Here is a 16,977-nt window from a genome sequence, read left to right on the forward strand (position 1 = left end):
TTGAGAACTGCACAGTGGACGCGAGCATCTGTGGCCAAGTTTTTAAGGGCGCACGGTGGATGCCTTGGCACCAGGAACCGATGAAGGACGTGGGAGGCCGCGATAGTCCCCGGGGAGTCGTCAACCAGGCTTTGATCCGGGGGTTTCCGAATGGGGAAACCCGGCAGTCGTCATGGGCTGTCACCCGCTGCTGAACACATAGGCAGTGTGGAGGGAACGCGGGGAAGTGAAACATCTCAGTACCCGCAGGAAGAGAAAACAACCGTGATTCCGGGAGTAGTGGCGAGCGAAACCGGATGAGGCCAAACCGTATTGGTGTGATACCCGGCAGGGGTTGCCAGTGCGGGGTTGTGGGATCTCTTTTCTGCAGTCTGCCGGCTGTGGGACGAGTCAGAAACCGTTGATGTAGGCGAAGGACATGCGAAAGGTCCGGCGTAGAGGGTAAGACCCCCGTAGCCGAAACATCAGCGGCTCGTTGGAGAGACACCCAAGTAGCACGGGGCCCGAGAAATCCCGTGTGAATCTGGCGGGACCACCCGTTAAGCCTAAATATTCCCTGGTGACCGATAGCGGATAGTACCGTGAGGGAATGGTGAAAAGTACCGCGGGAGCGGAGTGAAATAGTACCTGAAACCGTGTGCCTACAAGCCGTGGGAGCGTCGCATACAGCTTGCTGTATGTCGTGACTGCGTGCCTTTTGAAGAATGAGCCTGCGAGTTTGCGGTATGTTGCGAGGTTAACCCGTGTGGGGAAGCCGTAGCGAAAGCGAGTCCGAAGAGGGCGACTTCAGTAGCATGCTCAAGACCCGAAGCGGAGTGATCTAGCCATGGGCAGGTTGAAGCGGAGGTAAGACTTCGTGGAGGACCGAACCCACCAGGGTTGAAAACCTGGGGGATGACCTGTGGTTAGGGGTGAAAGGCCAATCAAACTCCGTGATAGCTGGTTCTCCCCGAAATGCATTTAGGTGCAGCGTCGTGTGTTTCTTGCCGGAGGTAGAGCACTGGATAGGCGATGGGCCCTACCGGGTTACTGACCTTAGCCAAACTCCGAATGCCGGTAAGTGAGAGCGCGGCAGTGAGACTGTGGGGGATAAGCTCCATGGTCGAGAGGGAAACAGCCCAGAGCATCGACTAAGGCCCCTAAGCGTGTGCTAAGTGGGAAAGGATGTGGAGTCGCAGAGACAACCAGGAGGTTGGCTTAGAAGCAGCCACCCTTGAAAGAGTGCGTAATAGCTCACTGGTCAAGTGATTCCGCGCCGACAATGTAGCGGGGCTCAAGCACACCGCCGAAGTCGTGTCATTGCGATATGACCCCCAACGGGGATCGTGATGGGTAGGGGAGCGTCGTGTGCCGGGTGAAGCAGCCGTGGAAACGAGTTGTGGACGGTTCACGAGTGAGAATGCAGGCATGAGTAGCGATTCACACGTGAGAAACGTGTGCGCCGATTGACTAAGGGTTCCTGGGTCAAGCTGATCTGCCCAGGGTAAGTCGGGACCTAAGGCGAGGCCGACAGGCGTAGTCGATGGACAACCGGTTGATATTCCGGTACCCGCTTTGAAGCGCCAAACATCGAATCAGGCGATGCTAAGTCCGTGAAGCCGCCCTGAGCTCTTCGGAGCGTAGGGGAGTGGTGGAGCCGACGAACCAGACTTGTAGTAGGTGAGTGATGGGGTGACGCAGGAAGGTAGTCCAGCCCGGGCGGTGGTTGTCCCGGGGTAAGGGTGTAGCCCGTGCGGTAGGCAAATCCGTCGCACGTTGAAGGGTGAGACCTGATGCCGAGCCGATTGTGGTGAAGTGGATGATCCTATGCTGTCGAGAAAAGCCTCTAGCGAGTTTCATGGCGGCCCGTACCCTAAACCGACTCAGGTGGTCAGGTAGAGAATACCGAGGCGTTCGGGTGAACTATGGTTAAGGAACTCGGCAAAATGCCCCCGTAACTTCGGGAGAAGGGGGGCCATTGCTGGTGATGAGGTTTTCCCTCTGAGCTGGTGGTGGCCGCAGAGACCAGCGAGAAGCGACTGTTTACTAAAAACACAGGTCCGTGCGAAGCCGTAAGGCGATGTATACGGACTGACGCCTGCCCGGTGCTGGAACGTTAAGGGGACCGGTTAGCTTGGTTTCGACCAGGCGAAGCTGAGAACTTAAGCGCCAGTAAACGGCGGTGGTAACTATAACCATCCTAAGGTAGCGAAATTCCTTGTCGGGTAAGTTCCGACCTGCACGAATGGCGTAACGACTTCTCGACTGTCTCAACCATAGGCCCGGTGAAATTGCACTACGAGTAAAGATGCTCGTTTCGCGCAGCAGGACGGAAAGACCCCGGGACCTTTACTATAGCTTGATATTGGTGTTCGGTTCGGCTTGTGTAGGATAGGTGGGAGACTGTGAAGCCGTGACGCCAGTCATGGTGGAGTCATTGTTGAAATACCACTCTGGTCGTGCTGGATGTCTAACCTGGGTCCGTGATCCGGATCAGGGACAGTGTCTGGTGGGTAGTTTAACTGGGGCGGTTGCCTCCCAAAGGGTAACGGAGGCGCCCAAAGGTTCCCTCAGCCTGGTTGGCAATCAGGTGTTGAGTGTAAGTGCACAAGGGAGCTTGACTGTGAGACTGACGGGTCGAGCAGGGACGAAAGTCGGGACTAGTGATCCGGCGGTGGCTTGTGGAAGCGCCGTCGCTCAACGGATAAAAGGTACCCCGGGGATAACAGGCTGATCTTCCCCAAGAGTCCATATCGACGGGATGGTTTGGCACCTCGATGTCGGCTCGTCGCATCCTGGGGCTGGAGTCGGTCCCAAGGGTTGGGCTGTTCGCCCATTAAAGCGGTACGCGAGCTGGGTTTAGAACGTCGTGAGACAGTTCGGTCCCTATCCGCTGTGCGCGTAGGAGTATTGAGAAGGGCTGTCCCTAGTACGAGAGGACCGGGACGGACGAACCTCTGGTGTGCCAGTTGTCCTGCCAAGGGCATGGCTGGTTGGCTACGTTCGGGAGGGATAACCGCTGAAAGCATCTAAGCGGGAAGCCTGCTTCGAGATGAGTGCTCCCACCTCCTTGAGAGGGTAAGGCTCCCAGTAGACGACTGGGTTGATAGGCCAGATATGGAAGCCCGGTAACGGGTGGAGTTGACTGGTACTAATAGGCCGAGGGCTTGTCCTCAGTTGCTCGCGTCCACTGTGTTTGTTCTGAAGTAACGAACTCGCCTTGTCGGCTGGAGTTGTTATCTTCATAGTGTTTCGGTGGTCATAGCGTTAGGGAAACGCCCGGTTACATTTCGAACCCGGAAGCTAAGCCTTTCAGCGCCGATGGTACTGCAGGGGGGACCCTGTGGGAGAGTAGGACGCCGCCGAACAATTCTTCAGCTCCGGTCCCTGAACCTTCTGGTTCAGGGACCGGAGCTTTTTTGTTCGGTTGCTGCAGTGGCGCGTGTCACTTGCTGTTCACGTTCGGCCGCCAGCATCCGGAGGCATGGGGACAAGTGGAACGCTTGAGTCGGCCGGTATCGGCACCGGCGACGAGGTCGTGGTGCCGGCGTTCGGGAACGCCGAGGTCACCGAGGCCGTCGTGCGTACCGGAGCCGTACCGGTCTTCGCCGACATCGACCCGCACACCTACTGCCTCGACCCGGCCGCCGTGGCCGACGTGGTGAACTCCAGGACCGCCGCCGTCATCGCCGTGCACCGCTTCGGGCAGCAGGCCGACCTGGCCCGGCTCCAGGAGCTGGGCGAGCGGCACGGGCTGCTCGTGCACGGCACGGAGGAGCCCGGCGTGGCCCCGGCCGGCGCCGAGCGGCGTCGGGCCCACGCGACGTACCTCGCCGGGCGGCTCCGCGGCGTCGTGACACCCACGGACCACGCGGAGCACACGTACGAGCAGTACGTGGTGCGGGTCCCGGGCAACGGACGGCCGGACCGCGACGCCTTCGCGCGCACGCTGCGCGGCAAGGGCGTGGCCTGCCGGGTGCCCGTACCGGTGCCCGTGTACCGCATGCCGGAATACCGGCGGGACCTGCTGCTGCCGCAGACGGAGCGGGCGTGCGACGAGACGCTGGCACTGCCCGTCGAGGAACCGCTGAGCCGCCGTGAATTGCACCGGATCGTGAGTGCCTGCAATGCGCTGGGCGGGCTGCTGCAGCCGGCGTTCTGACGGCGGTCCGAGCCTGACGGTAATCCCGGCGCCGAGTAATGGTGCCGGGTAATTCCGATTTACGTGGAGTGGTGTCGGCTGCTCGTTATGCGGAGTGGTGGCCGGGCGCTCGGCGGCGATTCGAACCATCGCCTGTGATCGGGTATAGTTAAACCCGTCGACGCGCCCCAATAGCTCAGTCGGTAGAGCGTCTCCATGGTAAGGAGAAGGTCTACGGTTCGATTCCGTATTGGGGCTCCGAAGGGAAAGGCCCCCGCCTGCTGGCGGGGGCCTTTCGCATATGTGGTGTCGGAAAACGGGCGGGGGCCGAGGAGATGTCCTCGGCCCCCGCCGGAAACCGGCGGCCCGTTTACGGGGCCAGGCCCTCGTGCACCGCCTCCGGCACCCGCATGGCGAGGATGGCCATGTCGTCCGAGGCCGGTTCGGCGGCGAAGCGCTCCACGGCGCGCAGGATGCGGGCCGCGACCGCGCCGGCGGTCAGGCCCGTACACGTCGTGAGGACGTCGGCCAGGCCGTCGTCGCCGAGCATCCGGGAGCCCTCACGGCGCTCGGTGACGCCGTCGGTGACACAGAGCAGGACGTCGCCCGGGTCGAGGGTGACCGTCTGGGCGTACAGCTCCAGGTCCTCCATGACGCCCAGCAGGGGCTGCGGCTCGGCGGCGGGCTCGACCGTGCCGTCCTGGCGCAGCCGCAGGGGGAGCGGGTGGCCGGCGCAGACGACCTTCAGTACGGCGCTGCCGTCGCGCTGTGGCCACAGTTCGCCGTAGAGGAGCGTGAGGAACCGGCTGCGGGCGCCCTCGTCGAGGATCGCGGCGTTGAGGCGCTCCAGGACCGCGGGGCCGCCGAAGCCCTCGCGGGCGAGCAGCCGCAGCGCGTGCCGGGCGAGGCCGGTGACGGCCGCGGCCTCCGGGCCCGTACCGCAGACGTCCCCGATGGCGAAGCCGTAGGCGCCGTCCCGGATCGGGAAGAGGTCGTAGAAGTCGCCGCCGACCTCGTTGCCCTCGCCTGCCGCGCGGTAGATGACCTCGACCTCGACGCCGGGCACGTCGGGCAGCTCCGGGGGCAGCAGGCTGCGCTGGAGGGACTGGCTGATGGCCGTGCGCTCCGAGTACAGGCGCGCGTTGTCCAGGGCCAGCGCCGCCCGTCGGGAGAGGTCCTCGGCGAGTTCCAGGATCTCCTGGCGGAAGTGCTCCTCGGTGGGCTTGCCGAGGGTGAGCATGCCGATGACGCGGTTACGGGCGACGAGCGGCAGGACGACGGTCTCGCCGCCGACCGCCGAGGCGGTGGCGAGGGTGGCGCCGGGGCCGCTGGAGGGGCGTGCGGAGGCGCCCAGGCCGAGGCTGCGCAAGGAGGTGCGCAGCGCCGCGTCGTGGGCGGCGTCGCCGGGGGCGCTCCACACGCGCGCTCCAGGGGTGGGCACCGGTTCCGGCGGCGGCACCTTCTGGAGCAGCGTCTTGAGGCCGTCGATGCGGTCCTCGTCCTCGTGCAGCACGAAGGAGAGCTCGGGCTCGGAGGCCTGGTCGGCGACGGTGTAGACGGCGCACCAGGTGGCGAGCGTGGGGACCGTCATCTGGGCCATGAGGGCCAGCGTCTGGTTGCGGTCCAGCGTGCCGGCGAGCAGGTCGGAGGCCTCGACGAGGAAGGAGAGGGAGCCGCGGCGGAGCCGTTCCAGCTCGGTGAGGCGGGCGCGTTCGACGGCGAGCGCGATGCGGTCGGCGGCGAACTGGAGGCGGAGCGCCTCTTCGTTGGTGTAGCGGCCCGGGGCCTCGGCGGCGACCCCGAGGGAGCCGGTGAGCCGGCCCTCGACCTTGAGGGGCACCGTGACGACCGAGCGCATGCCCGTACCGGAGAGCAGCGGGACGGCGCCCTGTACGGCCGTGAGGTCCTCGTGGACGGCGGGCATGCGCGCCGACCCGTAGCGGCCGCTGCCGGCCTCCACAGGGACGCGGGCGAAGCGCTGCCGGGCGGAGGGCAGGCCTGTCGAGGCGCGTACCTCCAGCTCGGTCTCGTCGTCGGTGGCCAGGAGGAGGTACGCGGCGTCGCCGTCGAGCATGTCGCGGGCGCGTTCGACCGTGCGCTGCAGGAGGCCGTCGAGGTCGTCGGGGGCGGGGGAGCCGATGAAGACCTCGAACGGGTCCGCGGGTCCGCGGCCCTCGGACTGCTGGCCTGCGGAGTCCGAGGAGGGGGTGCGCGGCGGGCTCTGGAGCACGGCGCGCTCGTGGTCGCGTACGAGGAGGCAGACCGTCGAGGGCTCGCCGTCGGCGTCCCGTACGCGGAGGTGGGAGGCGTACACGGGGACGACGCGGCCGTCGGCGCCCCTTATGCCGTAGGAGCCCTCCCAGCGGGAGAGCTGGAGGGCTTCGGCGATACCGGTACCCGTGCCGGGGGTGTGTGGCCAGGCGGCGAAGTCGGTGAGGGGCTTGCCGATCACCTGTTCGGGCGCATAGGCGAAGAGATCCTGCGCGTCCTCGTTCCAGGAGCTGATGCAGCCGCCGCGGTCGATCTGGACGACGGCGACGCGGACCCGGTGCTCGGCGACGGGGAGGGAGTCCACGGGGAGCGCGGGACCGGCGGTACGGGTGCCGGCGGGCCGTTCGGGAAGGTCGAGCTGGAACCAGACGTGCTTCTGGGAGGAGGTGTACTCCACACCCCAGCGGGTGGCCAGCGCGCCGCACAGCAGCAGGCCGCGGCCGCCTTCGCGGTCGGGATGGGCGAGCGCCTGGCCGGAGCTCTGTACGGGCACCTCGCGCTCGGGATACCGGTCGGCGACCTCGATGCGGACGCCGGTGTCGGTGCGGAGGCAGAGCACGTCGGCGGCGGTGCCGGCGTGCACGACGGCATTGGTGACCAGCTCGCTGGTGAGGACGACGGCGTCGTCGATGATGTCGCCGTGGCCCCAGCCCTGGAGGGTGTCGCGCACGAAAGCCCGGGCCGTGGCGACCGAACGTCCTACCGGCTCGAAGGTGGCAGCGGCCCGCGCGGTGATCACTGGTCTCCTCATGCGTGTGTCGGTGATCTGCTCCCCCATAGTCGCGGCGCCCCTCCGAATGCCCGTCGTGCTCGCGCCACCGCACCGGCCGTGCGGGTGGACAGCCGGAGCCCAGGGTACTTACCTTCGACGCCCGCATGGATGCCGGTCACGTGTGTTTCCCGCCCCGGGCTCGCCACGGACGGGTATGCGATGCTGCCGAACTGTTATGGCCTGGTTGAGCCATGGTGAAACACTGGGAAGGCTTCAAGAGAAGGCCCGGGTAGAACGGTCGACCCTGCGGGAGGGACACGGTGGAGTCTGGCGGAGCGGCGCGGGGTGCAAGCACGCGCGCGAAAGGCGGACGCTCCCGTAACAACGGGACGACCGAGGTGGACACGGCGGCACTGAACCGCCTGCTGTCCGCCCTCGTGTCGATGCGGGACGGGAACTTCCGCAAGCGGCTGACCGTCTCCGGCGAAGGTGTCATGGCGGAGGTGGCGGCTGTTTTCAACGAGGTCGCCGACCGCAATCTGCACCTCACGGGTGAGCTGGCCCGGGTGCGGCGGGTCGTGGGACGTGAGGGAAAGCTCACAGAACGGCTGGAGGTGGGGGCCTGCGAGGGCTCCTGGGCGGCCGCGATCGACGCTTCGAACGCGCTCGTGGACGACCTCGTACGGCCGGTCTCCGAGGTGGGCCGGGTCCTGTCCGCGGTGTCCGAGGGCGACCTCGAACAGCGCATGGACCTGCGGACACGCAGCAGTGACGGGACGACGGCGCATCCGCTGCGGGGCGAGTTCCTGAAGGTCGGCCGTACGGTCAACGGCCTGGTGGACCAGCTGTCGGCGTTCACCGACGAGGTGACGAGGGTCGCCAGTGAGGTCGGTACCGAGGGCAAGCTGGGTGGTCAGGCCCGGGTCCGCGGAATGTCCGGTTCGTGGAAGGACCTGACGGATTCCGTCAACACGATGGCCTCACGGCTCACCGCGCAGGTGCGTGACATTGCTCTCGTCACGACAGCGGTGGCCAAGGGTGACCTGTCCAGAAAGGTCACCGTTCACGTCGCGGGCGAGATGCTGGAGCTGAAGAACACCGTCAACACGATGGTGGACCAGCTCTCCTCCTTCGCCTCCGAGGTGACCAGGGTGGCCCGGGAGGTCGGTACCGAGGGCGAGCTCGGCGGTCAGGCGCAGGTGCCGGGCGTCGCGGGCGTCTGGAAGGACCTGACCGATTCGGTCAACCTGATGGCCGGCAACCTCACGGCCCAGGTGCGCGGGATCGCGCAGGTGACGACGGCGGTCGCGAACGGCGACCTGTCCCAGAAGGTGACGGTCTCCGCGCGCGGCGAGGTCGCGCAGCTGGCCGACACGATCAACACGATGACCGAGACGCTGCGCACGTTCGCGGACGAAGTGACGCGGGTGGCGAACGAGGTCGGCGCCGAGGGTCAGCTGGGCGGTCAGGCGCAGGTGCCGGGCGCGGCGGGCACGTGGAAGGACCTCACCGATTCGGTGAACAACGCGTTCCGTAACCTCACCGGTCAGGTGCGGGACATCGCGCAGGTCACGACGGCGGTGGCCAACGGTGATCTGTCGCAGAAGGTCACGGTCGACGTCTCCGGCGAGATGCTGGAGCTGAAGAACACCGTGAACACCATGGTGGACCAGCTGTCCGCCTTCGGTGCCGAGGTCACGAGGGTGGCCCGGGAGATCGGTGTCGAGGGTGAGCTGGGCGGTCAGGCGCAGGTACCGGGCGCCGCCGGTACGTGGAAGGACCTCACCGACTCGGTGAACACGGCCTTCCGCAACCTCACCGGCCAGGTCCGCAACATCGCGCAGGTCACCACGGCGGTGGCCAACGGTGATCTGTCGCAGAAGGTCACCGTCGACGTCTCCGGCGAGATGCTCCAGCTGAAGAACACCGTGAACACCATGGTGGACCAGCTGTCCTCGTTCGCCGACCAGGTCACGCGGATGGCCAGGGACGTGGGTACGGAGGGCCGGCTGGGCGGCCAGGCCCAGGTGCCGGGCGTGAGCGGTACGTGGAAGGAACTGACCGACTCCGTCAACTTCATGGCGGGGAACCTCACGTCCCAGGTGCGGCAGATCGCACAGGTGACGACGGCGGTGGCCCGTGGTGACCTCTCCCAGAAGATCGACGTGGACGCCCGCGGCGAGATCCTGGAGCTCAAGAACACCATCAACACGATGGTCGACCAGCTCTCGGCGTTCGCGGAGCAGGTGACGCGGGTCGCCCGTGAGGTGGGTACGGACGGCCGGCTGGGCGGTCAGGCCCAGGTGCCCGGCGTGGCCGGTGTGTGGCGTGACCTGACCGATTCGGTGAACGGTATGGCGGGCAACCTGACCGCTCAGGTCCGGAACATCGCCCAGGTCGCGACCGCGGTCGCCCGTGGTGACCTCTCCCAGAAGATCGACGTGGACGCCCGCGGCGAGATCCTGGAGCTCAAGAACACCCTGAACACGATGGTGGACCAGCTGTCCTCCTTCGCCGAGCAGGTGACCCGGGTGGCCCGCGAGGTGGGCACGGAGGGCATCCTGGGCGGCCAGGCCGAGGTCCAGGGGGTGAGCGGCACCTGGAAGGACCTCACCCAGTCCGTGAACGGCATGGCGAACAACCTGACCTCTCAGGTGCGCAACATCGCCGAGGTGACGACCGCGGTGGCCCGCGGCGACCTGTCCAAGAAGATCACCGTCGACGCCAAGGGCGAGATCCTCGAACTGGTGACGACCGTGAACACCATGGTCGACCAGCTCTCCGACTTCGCCGAGCAGGTGACGCGGGTCGCCCGTGAGGTGGGTACGGAGGGCCAGCTGGGCGGCCAGGCCCGGGTGCGGGACGTCACCGGCATCTGGAAGGACCTCAGCGACAACGTCAACCTGATGGCCAACAACCTGACCAGCCAGGTGCGGAACATCTCCCAGGTCGCGACGGCGGTCGCCAACGGCGATCTGACCAAGAAGGTCACGGTCGAGGCGCGCGGCGAGGTCGCGACGCTGGCCGACACGGTGAACACGATGGTGACGACCCTGTCGTCGTTCGCCGACGAGGTGACGCGCGTCGCCCGTGAGGTGGGCACCGACGGCATCCTGGGCGGTCAGGCGCGGGTGCCGGGCGTCGCCGGTACGTGGAAGGACCTCACGGAGTCGGTGAACTCCATGGCGTCCAACCTGACCGGACAGGTGCGGAACATCGCGATGGTCACGACGGCCATCGCGAAGGGTGATCTGACCAAGAAGATCGACATCGACGCCCGGGGCGAGATCCTGGAGCTGAAGACGACGATCAACACGATGGTCGATCAGCTGTCGTCCTTCGCCGAGCAGGTCACCCGGGTGGCCCGCGAGGTGGGTACGGAAGGTCAGCTGGGCGGTCAGGCGCAGGTGCGCGGCGTGGCCGGTACCTGGAAGGACCTGACCGAGTCGGTGAACGAGATGGCGGGGAACCTCACCCGTCAGGTGCGCGCGATCGCCGCCGTCGCCGCGGCGGTGACCCTCGGCGACCACAACGTCCGCATCGACGTGGACGCGGCCGGCGAGATCCTGGAGCTCCAGGACAACGTCAACACCATGATCGCCACACTCCGCGAGACCACGCTCGCCAACGAGGAGCAGGACTGGCTGAAGGGCAACCTCGCCCGGATCTCCGGTCTGATGCAGGGCCGCCGCGACCTCAAGGACGTGGCCAAGCTGATCATGAGCGAGCTGTCGCCCGCGGTCTCCGCGCAGCACGGCGCGTTCTTCCTCGCGACGTCGGCCGACGACACCCAGGAGATCGGCGCGGACGGCGGCGAGGCGGGCGAGTACGAACTCCGGCTGACGGGCTCGTACGGCTATTCGATGGGTGAGATGCCCACGACCTTCCGGCCCGGTGAGACGCTCATCGGCACCGCGGCGGAGGAGAAGCGCACCATCCTGGTGGAGAACGTGCCGTCGGGGTACCTGAAGATCTCGTCCGGCCTGGGCGAGGCGCCGCCGGCGAACGTGATCGTGCTGCCGGTGCTCTTCGAGGACAAGGTGCTGGGCGTCATCGAGCTGGCATCGTTCCAGCCGTTCACCCAGATCCAGAAGGACTTCCTCAGCCAGATCGCGGAAATGATCGCGACCAGCGTCAACACCATCTCGGTCAACACCAAGACCGAGATCCTGCTGAGCCAGTCCCAGGAGCTGACCGAGCAGCTCAAGGAGCGCTCGGCGGAGCTGGAGAGCCGGCAGCGCGCGCTGGAGCTGTCCAACTCCGAGCTGGAGGAGAAGGCCGAGCAGCTGCGCAAGCAGAACCGCGACATCGAGGTGAAGAACACCGAGATCGAAGAGGCCCGGCAGGTCCTGGAGGAGCGCGCCGAGCAGCTCGCGGTCTCGATGCGCTACAAGAGCGAGTTCCTCGCGAACATGTCGCACGAGCTGCGGACGCCGCTGAACTCCCTGCTCATCCTGGCCAAGTTGCTGGCGGACAACGCCGAGGGGAACCTCTCCCCGAAGCAGGTGGAGTTCGCCGAGACGATCCACGGCGCGGGCTCGGACCTGCTCCAGCTGATCAACGACATCCTGGACCTGTCGAAGGTCGAGGCGGGCAAGATGGACGTCAGCCCGACCCGGATCGCGCTGGTGCAGCTGGTGGACTACGTCGAGGCGACGTTCCGGCCGCTGACCGCGGAGAAGGGCCTGGACTTCTCCGTACGGGTCTCCCCGGAGCTGCCCGCGACGCTGCACACCGATGAACAGCGCCTCCTTCAGGTGCTGCGCAACCTGCTCTCCAATGCGGTGAAGTTCACCGACTCCGGTGCCGTGGAGCTGGTCATCAGGCCGGCCGGTGCGGACGTCCCCGTACCGATCCGCGAGCAGCTGCTGGAGCACGGCGCGCTGCGCGACCCGGACGCCGACATGATCGCCTTCTCGGTGACCGACACCGGTATCGGCATCGCGTCCAGCAAGATGCGCGTGATCTTCGAGGCGTTCAAGCAGGCGGACGGCACGACGAGCCGGAAGTACGGCGGTACGGGCCTCGGCCTGTCCATCAGCCGGGAGATCGCGCGGCTGCTGGGCGGCGAGATCCACGCCGCCAGTGAGCCGGGCCGCGGCTCGACGTTCACGCTGTACCTCCCGTACAACCCGGGCGGGCTGCCGCCACAGGGCTACCCGCAGCTGGTCGCGGGCGGTTTCGCGATGGACGCCGAGGCGCACGACGCGGAGATCGCCGAGCAGGAGGCGGCGGACAGCGCGGCGGCGGAGGAGCAGCCGACCACCCCGGACGCGGCGGTATCGGGCCTCAACCGGCGCCGCAGGCGCGGCCTTTCGGCAGCCCCGCAGCGTGCGGCGCTGCCCGGCCAGCCGGCGTCCGCGCAGCCGCAGCAGTCGGCCGACGAGCCGTGGCTGGGCAACGGACAGGACCTGGTGGCGCCGTCCGGCGAGAACGGCGGCTTCCACGGCGAGAAGGTGCTGATCGTCGACGACGACATCCGCAACGTCTTCGCGCTCACCAGCGTCCTGGAGCAGCACGGCCTGTCGGTGCTCTACGCGGAGAACGGCCGTGAGGGAATCGAGGTGCTGGAACAGCACGATGATGTGACAGTGGTGCTGATGGACATCATGATGCCGGAGATGGACGGCTACGCCACGACCGCGGCGATCCGCAGGATGCCGCAGTTCGCAGGCCTGCCGATCATCGCGCTGACCGCCAAGGCCATGAAGGGCGACCGGGAGAAGAGCATCGAGTCCGGGGCTTCGGACTACGTGACGAAGCCGGTGGACACCGACCATCTGCTCGCGGTGATGCAGCAATGGATGCGCGCGGAGTGACGGGGCGTGTACGGAGAGACCGCCCCACCGCCCATATGCTGACTCAGTGTGGTCGCGGACGTGTGGGAGCACGGTATTCGGGGAACCTTCTGGTCTCCTGCTGCGTTTCTGCTACGTGCACGGTGACATAGCGGTGACAGGGTGTGGCGACAGGCGGGGTGCGGCTACCATGACCGGCACAAGTACGGGCGGCATGACGGAGCCGTCCCCTGGGGCGGCGTCCGGTGGAGTGCCGGGGCGAGGAGGACGGGCCATGGTGCAGAAGGCCAAGATCCTCCTGGTCGATGACCGGCCGGAGAATCTGCTGGCGCTGGAGGCGATCCTCTCCGCGCTCGATCAGACGCTGGTGCGGGCATCGTCCGGGGAGGAAGCGCTCAAGGCGCTGCTCACCGACGATTTCGCGGTGATTCTGCTCGATGTGCAGATGCCGGGGATGGACGGTTTCGAGACGGCGGCGCACATCAAGCGCCGCGAGCGGACCCGCGACATCCCGATCATCTTCCTCACGGCGATCAACCACGGCCCGCACCACACCTTCCGCGGGTACGCGGCCGGTGCGGTCGACTACATCTCCAAGCCGTTCGACCCGTGGGTGCTGCGCGCCAAGGTCTCGGTGTTCGTCGAGCTGTACATGAAGAACTGCAAGCTGCGCGAGCAGGCGTCGCTGCTGCGGCTCCAGCTGGAGGGCGGGCAGCCGGCCGGCGACGAGGAGGCCAAGGAGGCCGCCGGGCTGCTCGCCGAGCTCTCCGCGCGGCTGGCGGCGGTCGAGGAGCAGGCCGAGGCGCTGTCCAAACAGCTGGACGAGTCGGCGGACGCCGCCGCCGTGGCGACGGCCGCGCATCTGGAGCGGAAGCTGACCGGTCTGCGCCGCGCGCTGGACGCCCTGGAGCCGGGCGCGGGCAACAGCGACACGCCGTCCGTACCGTCGCAGAACTGACGGTGCCGCACCGGCCGTACGGCACCGGCGCGGTGCCGTACCGGAGCTGACCCGGCGACAGCTCCCGGCACGACCCCGGAGTTGAGCCCGGGGCGGGCCAACCGCCCATATGGCGCGTTGGTTGCGACACGAACGGGTGAAGGGCCGAGCGCCCGTGTCACCCCGGGGTGTCGCCTGTAACCTCGTCACCATGGCCTCACGTACGTCCGGCAAGGGTTCCCAGAGCACGGCGGGCCCCTCGAAGCAGCGCGCCGGGCGCCCCGGGGGCGCCGCCAAGAAGACCGCGGCCAAGCCGCCCGCCGCCAGGAAGTCGGCGGCGAAGAAGGCGCCGCCCAAGAAGACCGCGGCCGCCAAGAAGGCGCCCGCGAAGAAGGCGGTGGCGAAGAAGCCCGCACCGTCCCCCACGGGGGGTGTCTACCGCGCGGTGCGCGCTCTCTGGCTGGGCCTCGCGCACGGTGTCGGCTGGTTCTTCCGCAGCATGGGGCGCAGCGCGAAGAACCTCGACCCCGCACACCGCAAGGACGGCGTGGCGCTCGCCCTGCTCGGTCTCGCCCTGGTGATCGCGGCCGGTACCTGGGCCAACCTCAAGGGCCCGGTCGGGGACATCGTCGAGATGCTGGTCACCGGTGCGTTCGGCCGGCTCGACCTGCTCGTCCCGATACTGGTGGGCGGCATCGCCGCCCGGGTCTTCTTCCGCCCGGAACAGCCCGAGGCCAACGGGCGGATCGTCATCGGGCTGTCGGCACTGGTCGTCGGCGTACTCGGACAGGTCGCGATCGCCTGCGGCTCCCCGGACCAGAAGGACGTCGCGGGCGTCCGGGACGCGGGCGGCTACCTCGGCTGGGCCGCGTCCAAACCCTTGCTTTTCATGGTCGGCCAGACCCTGTCGGTGGCGCTGCTGGTCCTGGTGACCGTCTTCGGCCTGCTGGTGGTCACCGCGACGCCGGTCACGGCCATTCCGCGGCGGTTCCGGGCGCTCGGCATCCGGCTGGGCCTGCTGGAGACGTACGAGCCGGACGCCGACGCCTTCGCCGACGAGCCGCTGGAGCAGCCGGCCCGCAAGAGCCGCCGGCCCCGCTCCGAGGCCCTGGAGGGGTCCCCCGAGGCCGCGGAGGAGGCCGCGCTCGCCAAGCGCCGCAAGCCGCGCCGGAACGCGGCGGACCCGGCCGCCGAAGCGGAGCACACGCGCTCCCAGGACGCGGTGGACGTGGCCGCCGGGTACGCCGCGAACCTGGACGGCGCGGTGCTGCACGGCATCCAGCCCTCGCCGCTGGTGGCCGACCTCAGCAGCGGCATCAAGGGCGACCGGGTCGAGCCCGAGGACAGCGGCACCACGAAGGGCCTGCAGACCTCGGTGCCGCCCGCGCGCGACGCCGAGCCGGCCCCGGAGCCCTCCTCGTCGAGCGTCCCCGACTTCACCAAGGCCGCGCCGGAGCCCGCCGCCGATCTGCCGCCGCGCGCCGAGCAGCTCCAGCTCGCCGGCGACATCACGTACGCGCTGCCCTCGCTGGACCTCCTGGAGCGCGGCGGGCCCGGCAAGACCCGCAGCGCGGCCAACGACGCGGTGGTCGAGTCGCTGACCAAGGTGTTCCAGGAGTTCAAGGTGGACGCCGCGGTCACCGGCTTCACCCGCGGGCCGACGGTCACCCGGTACGAGGTCGAGCTCGGCCCGGGCGTGAAGGTCGAGAAGATCACCGCGCTGGCGAAGAACATCGCGTACGCGGTGGCCAGCCCGGACGTCCGGATCATCAACCCGATCCCGGGCAAGTCCGCGGTCGGCATCGAGATCCCCAACAGCGACCGCGAGATGGTCAACCTCGGGGACGTGCTGCGGTCGGCCGAGGCGGTGGGCGACGACCACCCGATGGTGGTCGGGCTCGGCAAGGACGTCGAGGGCGGCTACGTCTCGGCGAACCTCGCCAAGATGCCGCACGTCCTCGTGGCGGGCGCCACCGGCTCCGGTAAGTCCTCCTGCATCAACTGCCTGATCACCTCGGTCATGGCCAGGGCCACTCCGGAGGACGTACGGATGGTGCTGATCGACCCCAAGCGGGTCGAGCTCACCGCGTACGAGGGCATTCCGCACCTGATCACGCCGATCATCACCAACCCGAAGCGGGCCGCCGAGGCCCTGCAGTGGGTGGTGCGCGAGATGGACCTCCGTTACGACGACCTCGCGGCGTACGGGTACCGGCACATCGACGACTTCAACGAAGCGGTGCGCAGCGGCAAGGCGCAGGCCCCCGAGGGCAGCGAGCGCGAGCTGTCGCCGTATCCGTATCTGCTGGTGATCGTGGACGAGCTGGCGGACCTGATGATGGTCGCGCCGCGGGACGTGGAGGACTCCATCGTCCGCATCACCCAGCTGGCGCGTGCGGCCGGTATCCACCTGGTGCTGGCGACGCAGCGCCCGTCGGTCGACGTCGTCACGGGGCTGATCAAGGCGAACGTGCCCTCGCGGCTGGCGTTCGCCACGTCGTCGCTGGCCGACAGCCGGGTCATCCTGGACCAGCCGGGCGCGGAGAAGCTCATCGGAAAGGGTGACAGCCTGTTCCTGCCCATGGGGGCGAGCAAGCCGACCCGTATGCAGGGCGCCTTCGTGCAGGAGGCGGAGGTCGCGGCGGTGGTCCGGCACTGCAAGGAGCAGATGGCCCCGGTCTTCCGCGACGACGTCACGGTCGGGCAGGGCAAGAAGAAGGAGATCGACGAGGACATCGGCGACGACCTGGACCTGCTGTGTCAGGCCGCCGAACTGGTCGTCTCCACGCAGTTCGGGTCCACGTCGATGCTGCAGCGCAAGCTGCGGGTGGGGTTTGCGAAGGCCGGGCGGCTGATGGACCTGATGGAGTCAAGGGACATCGTGGGGCCCAGCGAGGGTTCCAAGGCGCGCGATGTCCTGGTGAAGCCGGATGATTTGGAAGGAGTGCTTGCCGTCATTCGGGGGGAGGCTCACTGACAAGTCACTCGAAAGAGCTGACTCGCCGCTCGAAAGAGATCGCAAGCAACCGTTTCTTCTGCCGATACGTCAAGTTGAAGGAAGAGACGGAGCGATGCGCGACCCTCGGGCCCCCGGCACGGACCGGGGGGTCTACCGATGGCGTACAAAGTCCGCTCTCCC

General features: G+C 67.4%; 5 protein-coding genes, 1 tRNA gene and 2 rRNA genes. 7 read left to right on the forward strand and 1 reads right to left on the reverse strand.

Features of this window, described 5'->3' with window-relative positions; all coding sequences use genetic code 11:
- Positions 1-32: 32 nt before the first annotated feature.
- The 4 genes from AAC944_RS26635 to AAC944_RS26650 all read left to right on the forward strand — a co-directional run bounded on the left by AAC944_RS26635 (position 33) and on the right by AAC944_RS26650 (position 4,378).
- Positions 33-3,154: ribosomal RNA gene (locus AAC944_RS26635) — 23S ribosomal RNA — on the forward strand.
- Positions 3,155-3,230: 76 nt separating this feature from the next.
- Positions 3,231-3,347 (forward strand): 5S ribosomal RNA (rrf, locus tag AAC944_RS26640).
- A 116-nt stretch (positions 3,348-3,463) separates the two neighbouring features.
- On the forward strand, positions 3,464-4,141 hold the full coding sequence (locus tag AAC944_RS26645; protein WP_030618879.1) for a DegT/DnrJ/EryC1/StrS family aminotransferase: 678 nt from the start codon (positions 3,464-3,466) through the stop codon (positions 4,139-4,141).
- Between the two features lie 164 nt (positions 4,142-4,305).
- A tRNA-Thr gene (locus AAC944_RS26650) sits at positions 4,306-4,378 on the forward strand.
- Positions 4,379-4,490: 112 nt separating this feature from the next.
- Here the strand turns inward: AAC944_RS26650 and AAC944_RS26655 are convergent.
- Positions 4,491-7,142 (reverse strand): SpoIIE family protein phosphatase, encoded by a 2,652-nt coding sequence (locus AAC944_RS26655; protein ID WP_368396460.1) that lies wholly within the window; start codon positions 7,140-7,142, stop codon positions 4,491-4,493.
- A gap of 281 nt (positions 7,143-7,423) precedes the next feature.
- On the opposite strand from AAC944_RS26655, the gene AAC944_RS26660 reads away from it, so the two are divergent.
- The 3 genes from AAC944_RS26660 (at position 7,424) to AAC944_RS26670 (ending at position 16,815) form a co-directional block, all read left to right on the forward strand.
- Complete coding sequence (locus AAC944_RS26660) at positions 7,424-12,922, forward strand: HAMP domain-containing protein (protein WP_078888743.1); 5,499 nt, start codon at positions 7,424-7,426, stop codon at positions 12,920-12,922.
- 253 nt (positions 12,923-13,175) lie between these two features.
- A complete protein-coding gene (locus AAC944_RS26665; protein ID WP_030618870.1) occupies positions 13,176-13,859 on the forward strand; it encodes a response regulator in 684 nt (227 codons plus the stop codon).
- A gap of 190 nt (positions 13,860-14,049) precedes the next feature.
- On the forward strand, positions 14,050-16,815 hold the full coding sequence (locus AAC944_RS26670; RefSeq protein WP_030618867.1) for a DNA translocase FtsK: 2,766 nt from the start codon (positions 14,050-14,052) through the stop codon (positions 16,813-16,815).
- The last annotated feature ends 162 nt before the right edge of the window (positions 16,816-16,977 follow it).

Origin of the sequence: Streptomyces sclerotialus, assembly GCF_040907265.1 — a bacterium.
GTDB classification, from domain to species: Bacteria; Actinomycetota; Actinomycetes; order Streptomycetales; family Streptomycetaceae; genus Streptomyces; species Streptomyces sclerotialus.

Excerpts from the sequence above, each read along its gene's own strand:
- AAC944_RS26645 (WP_030618879.1), top strand. The coding sequence starts at position 3,464 with ATGGGGACAAGTGGAACGCTTGAGTCGGCCGGTATCGGCACCGGCGAC.
- AAC944_RS26655 (WP_368396460.1), bottom strand. The coding sequence starts at position 7,142 with ATGAGGAGACCAGTGATCACCGCGCGGGCCGCTGCCACCTTCGAGCCG.
- AAC944_RS26665 (WP_030618870.1), top strand. The coding sequence starts at position 13,176 with ATGGTGCAGAAGGCCAAGATCCTCCTGGTCGATGACCGGCCGGAGAAT.
- AAC944_RS26670 (WP_030618867.1), top strand. The coding sequence starts at position 14,050 with ATGGCCTCACGTACGTCCGGCAAGGGTTCCCAGAGCACGGCGGGCCCC.